The sequence below is a fragment of the Cellulomonas sp. genome (assembly GCF_017744555.1).
In the GTDB taxonomy this organism is placed as follows: Bacteria; Actinomycetota; Actinomycetes; order Actinomycetales; family Cellulomonadaceae; genus Cellulomonas.
Map to the genome: position 1 here is coordinate 1 of NZ_JAGIBD010000056.1, position 9,690 is coordinate 9,690.

Genomic DNA, 9,690 nt, shown 5'->3' on the forward strand with positions numbered 1-9,690 from the left:
CCGCCGTCCTGGTCGCCGCGACCGTGGCCGGCTGGGTCGTGACGGGCCTCGTGCCCGCCGCGACGTGGCTCGCCGGGGCCGTGCCGTCGGCGCTGCTCGCGTCCGTCGTCGTGCTGGGGCGCCGTGCCGTGATCGCCGGTCAGGTGGCGGACGCCGAGTGGGCCGCGACGATCGAGCGCGAGGAGCGGCTGGCCGCCCGGCCCCGCACCGGCGCGACCCCGACGGTCCGCGCCCGCACGGGGGCGACCCCGGTCGTGCGGCCGCGCACGGGGGCGACCCCCGTCGCGCGGACCGCGACGGACCTCGAGGCGCCCGTGCCGCTCGTCACCGGGTACGCCGTGCGACCCTCGGACGCGCACACCGAGGTGTTCGAGCGCATCGTCGCCGACCGCGGCGAGTCGAGCGGGCCCGCGCGCCACGCGACGGGTCAGGTGCCGGTCGTGCGCCGGGACGCGCAGGGCACCGCGACCGAGGCCGTGCCGGCGGTCGACGGTGCGTCGCAGGACGAGGACGCGTGGTCGCCCGTGCCCGTGCCGCGCCCGACGTACACGATGAAGGCGTCTGCCCCGCGTCGTGACCCCGCGCCGCTCGGCGAGGGTGACGCGGACGCGTCGACCGCGCGCCGGCCGGCCGACGCGCCCACGGGCGACACGGCCGCCCCCGCGGCCGAGACGGCGGCCGAGCCGGTCGCGGAGACGACCGGCAGCATCGACCTCAACGCGGTGCTCGCGCGCCGCCGCGCGGCGGGGCAGTAGACGACGGAGCCGGGTCGCCGCGCACGCGTGTGACGTGCGTCGCGACGGCCCGGCCCGGTTTCGTCGTGGGGCCCGCGGGGTGCTAGTGTGATCCCGCTTCAAGGGGCTGTGGCGCAGTTGGTAGCGCGTCTCGTTCGCAATGAGAAGGTCAGGGGTTCGAATCCCCTCAGCTCCACAACACGACCTGCAGGTCACCATGAAGAGCCCGTCCGCGAGGACGGGCTCTTCGTGCGTCTGGGCCCGTGTCGCTCCGGCACCGTCGGGTGTCCCGTGCTCAGGCGCTCGGGGGCTCGCGGTCGCTCGCGTGCTCGCGGTACCACCGGACCGCGTGGTCCCCGAGCGTCGTCGTGCGGGGAGGCGCGACCCGTGCGGCCTCCCAGACGTCCCCGGGGTCGTAGGTGCGCTCGCCGAACACCACGTCGTGCTGGCGCGCCGTGAACCCGGCCGCGAGCGCGCGGCGCCGCACGGTCTCCGCGTCGAGCCGCGCGCGCGGCAGCTCGTCGCCCAGCGCACGTGTCGCGAGCGCGCACAGGGCGGTGGTCGTCACGCTGGTCGGGGGCACCGCGTTCCAGGTGCTCGACGAGGCGACCGCGTGCCGGGCGAGGCCGGCGACGAGACGACCCAGGTCGTCCGCCCCGATCACCGAGCAACGGGTCCTGTCGGCTGACTCCGGAAGGGCCCCGAGCGTCGTGACGAAGCGGGCGAGCGGCGGCACCACGTGGCGGTCCCCGACCCCGACGACGAGGTGGGGGCGGACGACGAGCCCTCCGGCGCTGCGGACGAGGGTCTCGGCGTGCCACCGGTGCCTCGAGACCGCCGACCTCGGTGCGGGCAGCCCGTCGTCGACCGACAGGTCCCGGTGCGGACCCGCACCGTAGACGGCGGCCGTGCTGACGTAGACGAGACGGTCGACACCGGTTGCCGTGCAGGCGGCCACCAGCGCACGACTTCCCGTGACGTTCACCCGGGCGCTCTCGTCGGGGTCCGGGCCGACGTAGGGAGCTGCGTGCACGACGACGTCGGCGCCGTCGAGCAGCCGGCGGAGCGCGTCCGTCCCGGCGGTGACGTCCCCGGCGACCACGCCGACGTCACGCGGGCCCGGGGTGCGGGCGACGCCTGTCGCCGGGAGTCCGGCCGCACGGAGGGCGCGCAGCACGTGGTGGCCGACGAGCCCCGTGCCCCCGACGACGACGCACCGCGGCTCAGCCGACACGCAGCAGGCCCCGGGTGGTCGCGGAGCCCGCTTGCGTGACCTCGACGTGCACGACGCCGCTCGGGTCCGGGGTGGCGCTGATCGTCGGCGGCGGCGCGTACTCGGTGAACCGGTCGAAGCTCACGTCGAGCGCGCGGACGCGTGCCGAGGTGGCGGCCTCGGCCGCGTCGATGGCGGACCGCAGCAGCGTCATCCCCGGGAGGTGGTCGGTCGGGTGGTCGAACGCGAACGGGTCGGTGTGGTCCCACCCGACCAGGCCTGACACGCGTCCACCGCGCCGGACCATGCGGCGCACCGGGGCGCGGTCGTGGCGCGTGACCGGTGGACCTGGGGCGGCCCGGCGTCGCAGCAGGTCGTACTGGTGCCGGGGGAGGCACCTCAGCACGCCGCCTCCGACGGCGACCTCGTGCGTCGCGGCGGTGAGGCGGAAGGCGAGCCGCAGCCCGGTGGTCGTGCCGCGCCGTACGAGACGTTCGACGAGCTGCATGCGGGCGGTCGCCTCGTAGGGACCGAAGTCGGGGTACCGCGGGGCCGGGCCGGACCAGCCGAACGAGATCTGCTGGATCGTGAACGCGTGGTCGAGGGGGATGTCGAGGCCGCTGTGGGCCACGGCGAGCCCGCACTGGCGCAGGACCTCGACGCCGTGCGTCAGGGGCACGGTGGTTGGGTGGCGCCGGGGCGGCACGGGCCACGGGCGTGGCACCTGCACCCCGAGCGTCCAGACATCGGCCGTCTGCCGCCGCACGCTCGTCAGGAAGACGCCGGCGATGGACGACCGGTGGACCAGTCGCCGGTCGACGCTCCGGTCGAAGGTCGCGACCGCCCTGGGCATGGCTCACTCCCTCGTGAGTCGTAGGCTGGGGTGGGTCAGAGACTAGCCGGTCGGTCAGTGGAAGAGAAGGGTTCGATCTCGTGCCACCTACGTCGCGTCAGCGGCAGAAGCTCGCGACGCGTGCCGCGATCCTGCGGGTCGCCGCCGAGGAGTTCGACGCGAAGGGGTACGTCGGGACGGCGATCAGCGACATCGCGACGCGTCTCGAGCTCACGAAGGGCTCCGTGTACTTCCACTTCCCGTCGAAGGCCCAGCTCGCCGCGGTGACCGTCGACGCGTACTTCCGCATGTGGGACCCCGTGCTGGAGGAGGTGCAGACCCGTGGTCTGACCGGGCTGGAGGCGATGCGACAGGTGTCGCACCGCGTGGCCGCCGTGTACCGCGACGACGTCGCGGTGCGTGCCGCGGTGCGGCTCATGCGGGAGTCGGCGCTGATCGACGCGGACCTGCCGACGCCGTTCGTCGGGTGGATGCGGGTCGTCCGCACGTACCTCGACCAGGCCGTAGGGGCCGGCACGTTGCGAGGGGGTCTCGACCTCGACGCCGTCGCGTGGCACGTGGTCGCCACGTTCTTCGGCGTCCAGGAGGTGTCCCACCAGCTCGACGACCGGGCGGGGCTCGAGCGCCGCATCGACATGCTCTGGGACCTGCTGCTGCCCGGGATCGCCGCGCCCCGGTGAGGGGCGGCCGGGCCGGCGCCGCCGCCGGCCCGGCGAGGCGTGTCTCCCGAGCGTCCGGACGTCTTCCCTCTTCCCCATTTCACTGACCGGTCGTATGGTCGGTGACGCGGGGGCAACGGTCGCACCGGCGACCGACCGCTGACGCGGCACGAGCCGCAACGGAGGGAACGACGATGCGCAAGATCAAGAAGACGGCGGTGGCGGGGGTCCTGGCCGGCATGCTGCTGGTGCCCGTGGTCGCGACGTCGGCCGCGGCCGCGACGGTCAGCGGCTACCGGTCGTGTTCGTCCGGCACGGTCGTCTCGCTCGCGACGGCGCGGGGTCAGGTCGTGCACGCGCACTCCAGCGGCGGGGTGACCAAGAGCGTGACCATCACGCCGCCGAACAACAACCTCTACAACAGCACCTACGACGCGAACTTCGCGGCCGCCGGATGGGCCGTCGGCGGCACCGGCCTCACGGTCGGCGGGTCCGCCTGCGGGTGAATTGGGTGAGCCGGTCGGGCCCGCACCCCGCGGGACGTCGACCGGCATGAGCAGGGACGGCGGGGGTGCCGGGGAGGGCGCCCCCGCCGCGCCCGTCCAGCCGCGCCGGGACGTGACGAGGACCCGTCACGGCACGCGGAGCTCCCGCAGCGGGTCGCGGCTCGCCGCGTACAGGGCCGGCGGCACCGCCGCGGCGACCGCCGCACCGACCGCCAGCACCGCGACCGCGACGACGAACCGCGCGTCGGGCAGCGGAGCCGCAGCCTCCGTCCGCAGCACGGCGACCGCGGCCGCCGTCCCCGCCGTCGCAGCCCACGCCGCGACCACTCCCACCTGCCACAGCAGGAGCGCGACCACGACGCCGCGCGTCGCGCCCAGCGCGCGGCGCCGGCCGAAGTCCCGGCGGCGCAGCAGCACGAGCCCGTACAGGTTGACCGCGACCAGCGCCGCCGTCACCGCGAGGATGCCCAGCACCGTCGAGCGCCCGAACGTCCCCAGGTCCCCCGAGATCGCCGCCCGGATGCGACCCAGCTCGTCCGCCGTCTCGATCGTCAGGTGCTCCGGGTCGAGCGGGGCCGCCAGGTCGCGCGCGACCCCGGCCACGGTCTCGACGTCGCTGCTCGACCTCGTCACGACGACCACCGTCGCGAGCGGCGTGACGTCCGTGACCCGCTCGGGCACGACGACGAGCGGCTCGAGGAACGCCAGGTAGTCGGGCGTGCGCACCTGCGACGTCACTGCGAGCGTCGACCCCGAGGGCTCCAGCAGGGCCCCGTGGAACCTCCCCGCGAGCCCCAGCTCGTAGGACGCCGCCAACGACACCGCGGCCGACCCCGGCAGCGGGGACCGTGTCACGGGCAGGCCCGCCACCGGCGCGGCGGTGTAGAGGGCCCGCGCGGCCACGCGCGTTCCGCCGGGGATCGCCACGTTGGTGACGTCCTGCGACGGTCCGAGCCCGACGACCGCCTCCGTCGCCTCGAGCCGGCCGAGCGGCGCGAGGACGCTCGTGTCGAGACCCGAGCCCTCACCCGTGGCACGCAGCACGATCGTCCGCGTGGTCCGGTCGTCGATGTGCGAGAGGACGGCGTCCTCGGCGGCGGCCGTCCGCCCGCTGGTCAGGAGCACCGCCACGCACATGCCCGCGACGATCAGCGCCACCAGCGACGTGGCGGTCCGTTGGCTGCGTGCGCTGGCCATCGCCTCGCGGTGCACGGCGAGGAGCAGGCGCCGGGTCGACGTCACAGCCGGATGTGCTCGTCGCACTCGGCGGCGAGACGGGGGTCGTGGGTCACGAGGACGACGGTGCCGCCGTCTCGGGCGTGCTGGACGAACGCGTCGAGCACCGTGCGGGCGGAACCCGGGTCGAGGTTCCCCGTCGGCTCGTCCGCGAGGAGCAGGGGCGGGTCGCCCAGCAGGGCCCGGCAGAGCGCGATGCGCTGCGCCTGCCCGCCCGACACCTGACCGGGCCTGCTGTCGCCGGGGACCGCGACGCCGAACCGCTCCATCAGGGAGTGCGCGCGGCCGGCGAGCGCGCGAGGGTCCTCGCCGCGGTACAGCGCGGACTCCGTGACGTTGTCCAGCACGGTCCGTGTCGGGTCGAGCGCCGCGTCCTGGAACACGAAGCCGAAGACCGAGGCGCGCAGCCGCGCCCGCGTACGGTCGCCCGCGTCGTGCACGGGCGAGCCGTCGAGCAGCACCCGACCCGACGTCGGCCGCACCATCAGCCCCAGCAGGTACAGCAGGGTCGACTTGCCCCGCCCCGAGGGGCCGGTGATGGAGGTGATCCTGCCCGCGGGGAACTCCGCGCTCCAACGCGTCAGGACCGGACGGTCGCGGACGTAGCCGAACGTGATGTCGTCGGCCCGCAGCGTGATCTCACGCGTCGTCATCAGCCCTCCTGAGGCTCGGGGTCGGGGAGCACGCCCGGCACGCGCACCGACGTGCCGGCCGCGAGCCCGTCGACGACCGCGGAGCCACGCGCGCTCGCGACGATCCCGACCGGCACGACGGTCCCGTCCCGGGCCACCACGACGGTCGTGTCGTCGGGACGGCTCACGAGGGCCGAGGCCGGCACGACGACTCCCTGATGCTCCGGAACGACCACGACCTCGGCGGTCACGGTCGAGTCGGACGTGACGGGCAGGGCCGCGCAGTCGGCCCCGCACAGGGGGCCGTCACCGGTCGACGCGAGGGTCGCGGTCGCCGGGGCGTCCTTCGTCGCCGGCGTCGTCCTCCCGACGACCGCCTCCCAGCGCAGGTCGCCGTACGACAGGTGCACGGGGGTCCCCGGCACGACGACACGCGCCTGGGTGTCGGACAGCGTGATGGTCAGCCGCGGCGCCGCGCCCAGGGCGTCCACCGACCCGGACCCGGCGGACACGGGACGCCCGACCTCGACGTCGCCGTACGCGACGGTCGCGGGGAGCGACGGCAGGAACAGGACGTCGCCGAGGTGCACGATCCCGTCAGGCTCGACGCCGAGGTCGCGCTGCCAGGCGCGCACGGCCTGCACGGTCGAGCGGAGCGCGCGCCCGTCGATCGTGCCCTCGTACCTCCCGACGGCGGTGAGCAGGGCCTGGAGCTGCCGTACGTCGTCCCCGCGGTCGCCCGGGCCGATGTCGCGGAACGCGGGCGTGCTGCCCTCGGCGGCGACGACCGGTCGCAGGCCCACGCGGTACAGCACCTGACCGGCACCGACGCTCGCCCCCGGTGGGGTGTCGAGGCTGGTGACTGTCCCCGACGCCTGGTTCGCCACCGAGTGCTCCACCTCCCACGTCGCGACCGCGTCGAGCGTGATCGACTGGCCGACCGTGCCTTCCGCGGCGGTCACGGCGGTGTAGGGCTCGGCCCGCAGGACGTCCGGCGGCGGTGTCACGACCGTCCTCAGCGCCCACCCGACGGCGCCCGCCACCAGGGCGAGCACGAGCGCGCCCCCGACCGTCGCCGCGGTCGCGCCGCGTCGCCGGCGCCGCGGCACCGCGGGGCTCACGGCAGCGGGCATGCGCGGTTGACCCTGTCGTACTCGTCCATCGTGAGGTTCTCGGTGAAGAAGTCCGCGTAGGGGTTCCAGATGATGTCGCCGCGCGTGGCGGCGTCGATGAACGCCTGGCGTGACGGCGCCGCGGGCGGCTCGTGGCCCTCGTCCCGCAGGCACTGAGCCGTCGTCGTGAGCGCGTCGTAGTAGGCGTCGGCGTCCGACGTCGTCATCGCGGGCAGCTCCGACGACTGGCCGTTGTCAGCCTGGCACGTCGCGAGCGCCTCGTCGTACCGGCTCTTCTGGTCGTCGGGGTACGTCCCGGCGAGCCCGTGCGCGCCGCCCGGCTGCTCGACCACCTCGACGTCCCACCCGGCCGCCTGCATGCAGTCCCGCACCGCGTGGACCGTGCCGTCGGCGCCCGCAGCGGCGGACGCGCTCGGCGGGGGTGACGCGTCGGGGGTCGAGGTCGAGCACCCCGCCGCCAGCAGCGCCGTCACGCCGAGCCCCCACGCCCACGCGACGCGACGCCGGGAGCGCGCGACCCCGTGAATCGCTCGGTCTGCCATGTCCTTGCCTCCCTGCCGGTCACGACCCCACCGGTCGTGTCGGTGCCCAGCGTCGCGGGCGGCGGGTGAGGCGGCGGTTACGGGGACCTCACCCCCGCCTCACGCCCGTCGGGTAGATTCCGCCGCGAGACGGTCGCAGGGGGAGGGGGCGTGCCATGCGGCTCCTGCTGGTCGAGGACGACCCGGACGTCGCCGACCCGCTGGTCGAGGGGTTGTCGCACGAGGGCTACCGCGTCGACGTGCGGTACGACGGCGCAACCGCGCTCGAGCTGCTCACCGACCCGGCGTCGCGCGTCGACCTGGTCGTGCTCGACCGGGACCTGCCCCGCGTCAGCGGGGACGTGGTGTGCCGCACGCTGCGCGCGTCGGGCCACCCCGCTCGGGTCCTCATGCTCACGGCGGCCGGCAGTCTGCACGACCGTGTGGCGGGCTTCGAGCTCGGCGCGGACGACTACCTCCCGAAGCCGTTCGCCTACGTGGAGCTCGTGGCCCGGCTCCGCGCGCTCGCGCGGCGCGGCCCGGTCGCCGGCGAGACCTCCGTGCTCGTGCGTCGTGACGTCCGGGTCGACGTCCCCCGCCGGCTCGCCGAGCGCGGCGGACGTCCGCTGCGGCTCACGCCCAAGGAGTACGCGGTGCTGGAGAACCTCGTGCGCGCGGACGGCGGGTTCAAGACGCCCGAGGCGCTCCTCCACGAGGTCTGGGACACCCCGTACGACGTCACGACGGGAGCCGCGAAGGTCGTCGTCCACTCGCTGCGGCGCAAGCTCGGCGACCCGCCGCTGATCGAGACGGTCCCCGGGTTCGGCTACCGGATCCCGCATGACTGACCGGGTGCGCGCGTGGCGGTGGTCGTTCCGCACCCGCCTCACGGTCGCGCTCGCGGCGATCTTCGCCGTGGCGGGCGCGGTGCTCGTCCTCGTGCAGTACCTCATCCTCGACGCGGTGTTCAGCAGCACCGCGGTGTACACGACGATGGTGACGGACACCGGCGTGGGAGCGGTGTCGACCAGCCCGGGCGCGGAGGTCGACGCGAGCCGTCAGGCGGTCGAGGCCGCTGGCGCGGTCACCGTCGACACGGTCGCGACCGACGTCCTCGGCGAGATGATGCTCTGGTCGCTCGTGCTCATCGCCGCCTTCGCCCTCCTGGCGTCCGTGGTCTCCCGGGTCGTCGTGCGGAGAGCGATGCGGCGCATCCACCAGGTCGCGGACACGGCACGGCAGATCACCGACCAGGACCTCACCCGGCGGCTGGACCTCCCCGGACCGCAGGACGAGATCAAGGACCTCGGCGACACGATCGACTCGATGCTCGCTCGGCTCGAGTCCGCGTTCGAGGCCCAGTCCAGGTTCGTCGCGCACGCGTCCCACGAGCTGCGCACGCCGCTGACGGCCACGCGCCTGGCGCTCGAGGTCCCGCTCGAGCAGCACCGCGTGCCCGACGAGGCGCGGCCGATCATCGAGCGCGCGCTGCGGACCACGCGCCGCAGCGAACGTCTCGTCGAGTCGCTCCTGACGCTCGCGCGGGCGCCGGGCACGCTGTCCGAGCGGGCCGAGCCCGTCGCGCTCGACGAGATCGTGCTGGCGGTCGTGGACGAGGCCGGTCCCGCGGCGCGCCGCCGTGGCCTGAGCCTCGGGGCGGACGCGGCGCCGGCGGAGACGCGGGGGAGCCCCGAGCTGCTCCAGCAGCTCGTGGAGAACCTCGTCGACAACGCGATCGCCCACAACCACGACGGCGGTGAGGTCGTCGTGGCGCTGTCCCGTGCGCGCGGCGAGGTCCTGCTCACGGTGGCCAGCACGGGGCCGACGATCGCCGCGGACCGGCTCGAGCGCCTCCGTGAGCCGTTCGAGCGCGGTCCTCGCGTCGTGGGCGAGGAGGTTCCACGTAAGCGACGGCCCGGGCTCGGGCTCGGGCTGAGCCTCGTCGACAGCATCGCGGCCGCGCACCACGGAAGGGTCGAGCTCGAGGCGCGGCCGGCCGGCGGTCTCGTCGTGCGCGTGCGGCTGCCCGGCGCCTGAGCGCGCGTCAGCGCCCGAACAGCTCGTGCAGCCGCGCGGCCCGGCCCGTGGCGTCCTCGGCCGACGCGCGCAGCTCGCCGACCGCGAGCACGGTGGTCCCGGCGGCGGCCGCGACCGCGCCGATGTCGCGGCTCATGCCGTCGGCCACGGCCGACTGCTCCTGCAC

At 75.3% G+C, this 9,690-nt stretch carries 10 protein-coding genes, 1 tRNA gene and 1 pseudogene; 6 read left to right on the forward strand and 6 right to left on the reverse strand.

Annotated features, from left to right (window positions below; translation table 11 throughout):
* A pseudogene (locus J7523_RS19350) lies at positions 1-755 on the forward strand (hypothetical protein); the annotation flags it as partial.
* A 102-nt stretch (positions 756-857) separates the two neighbouring features.
* Positions 858-930, forward strand: a tRNA-Ala gene (locus tag J7523_RS19355).
* A 99-nt stretch (positions 931-1,029) separates the two neighbouring features.
* On the opposite strand, the gene J7523_RS19360 is transcribed toward J7523_RS19355, so the two are convergent.
* Both J7523_RS19360 and J7523_RS19365 read right to left on the reverse strand, forming a co-directional pair.
* Positions 1,030-1,968, reverse strand: coding sequence for an NAD-dependent epimerase/dehydratase family protein (locus J7523_RS19360; RefSeq protein WP_087508998.1), 939 nt, complete (start codon positions 1,966-1,968; stop codon positions 1,030-1,032).
* The gene (locus J7523_RS19365) at positions 1,958-2,800 is read right to left on the reverse strand and encodes an AfsA-related hotdog domain-containing protein (protein ID WP_291890298.1); all 843 of its coding nucleotides are present in this window, start codon (positions 2,798-2,800) and stop codon (positions 1,958-1,960) included. Before J7523_RS19365 ends, J7523_RS19360 begins: the two co-directional genes overlap by 11 nt.
* An 80-nt stretch (positions 2,801-2,880) precedes the next feature.
* Here J7523_RS19365 and J7523_RS19370 point away from each other — a divergent pair, with 80 nt between their 5' ends.
* On the forward strand, positions 2,881-3,480 hold the full coding sequence (locus J7523_RS19370) for a ScbR family autoregulator-binding transcription factor (protein WP_291890300.1): 600 nt from the start codon (positions 2,881-2,883) through the stop codon (positions 3,478-3,480).
* Between the two features lie 173 nt (positions 3,481-3,653).
* The gene (locus J7523_RS19375) at positions 3,654-3,965 is read left to right on the forward strand and encodes a hypothetical protein (RefSeq protein ID WP_087508993.1); all 312 of its coding nucleotides are present in this window, start codon (positions 3,654-3,656) and stop codon (positions 3,963-3,965) included.
* A gap of 126 nt (positions 3,966-4,091) precedes the next feature.
* Here the strand turns inward: J7523_RS19375 and J7523_RS19380 are convergent, their stop codons facing one another.
* Genes J7523_RS19380 through J7523_RS19395 form a run of 4 tightly spaced genes read right to left on the reverse strand, consistent with a single transcriptional unit; the run spans position 4,092 to position 7,508 of the window.
* On the reverse strand, positions 4,092-5,207 hold the full coding sequence (locus J7523_RS19380) for an FtsX-like permease family protein (protein ID WP_087508992.1): 1,116 nt from the start codon (positions 5,205-5,207) through the stop codon (positions 4,092-4,094).
* Positions 5,204-5,854 (reverse strand): ABC transporter ATP-binding protein, encoded by a 651-nt coding sequence (locus J7523_RS19385; protein WP_087508990.1) that lies wholly within the window; start codon positions 5,852-5,854, stop codon positions 5,204-5,206. Before J7523_RS19385 ends, J7523_RS19380 begins: the two co-directional genes overlap by 4 nt.
* Positions 5,854-6,966 carry a peptidoglycan-binding domain-containing protein gene (locus J7523_RS19390; RefSeq protein WP_087508989.1) on the reverse strand — a complete coding sequence of 371 codons (1,113 nt, stop codon included), beginning with the start codon at positions 6,964-6,966 and terminating at the stop codon, positions 5,854-5,856. The genes J7523_RS19385 and J7523_RS19390 overlap by 1 nt, the downstream gene beginning before the upstream one ends.
* Positions 6,951-7,508: a hypothetical protein gene (locus tag J7523_RS19395; protein ID WP_143320310.1), complete on the reverse strand. Its 558-nt coding sequence runs from the start codon at positions 7,506-7,508 to the stop codon at positions 6,951-6,953. Before J7523_RS19395 ends, J7523_RS19390 begins: the two co-directional genes overlap by 16 nt.
* Positions 7,509-7,663: 155 nt before the next feature.
* Here J7523_RS19395 and J7523_RS19400 point away from each other — a divergent pair, with 155 nt between their 5' ends.
* Together J7523_RS19400 and J7523_RS19405 are read left to right on the forward strand one after the other, a co-directional pair.
* On the forward strand, positions 7,664-8,335 hold the full coding sequence (locus tag J7523_RS19400; protein ID WP_087508986.1) for a response regulator transcription factor: 672 nt from the start codon (positions 7,664-7,666) through the stop codon (positions 8,333-8,335).
* On the forward strand, positions 8,328-9,524 hold the full coding sequence (locus tag J7523_RS19405) for a HAMP domain-containing sensor histidine kinase (RefSeq protein ID WP_087508984.1): 1,197 nt from the start codon (positions 8,328-8,330) through the stop codon (positions 9,522-9,524). The genes J7523_RS19400 and J7523_RS19405 overlap by 8 nt, the downstream gene beginning before the upstream one ends.
* Positions 9,525-9,690 lie beyond the last annotated feature (166 nt).

Excerpts from the sequence above, each read along its gene's own strand:
- J7523_RS19365 (WP_291890298.1), bottom strand. The coding sequence starts at position 2,800 with ATGCCCAGGGCGGTCGCGACCTTCGACCGGAGCGTCGACCGGCGACTG.
- J7523_RS19375 (WP_087508993.1), top strand. The coding sequence starts at position 3,654 with ATGCGCAAGATCAAGAAGACGGCGGTGGCGGGGGTCCTGGCCGGCATG.
- J7523_RS19385 (WP_087508990.1), bottom strand. The coding sequence starts at position 5,854 with ATGACGACGCGTGAGATCACGCTGCGGGCCGACGACATCACGTTCGGC.
- J7523_RS19390 (WP_087508989.1), bottom strand. The coding sequence starts at position 6,966 with ATGCCCGCTGCCGTGAGCCCCGCGGTGCCGCGGCGCCGGCGACGCGGC.
- J7523_RS19395 (WP_143320310.1), bottom strand. The coding sequence starts at position 7,508 with ATGGCAGACCGAGCGATTCACGGGGTCGCGCGCTCCCGGCGTCGCGTC.
- J7523_RS19400 (WP_087508986.1), top strand. The coding sequence starts at position 7,664 with ATGCGGCTCCTGCTGGTCGAGGACGACCCGGACGTCGCCGACCCGCTG.
- J7523_RS19405 (WP_087508984.1), top strand. The coding sequence starts at position 8,328 with ATGACTGACCGGGTGCGCGCGTGGCGGTGGTCGTTCCGCACCCGCCTC.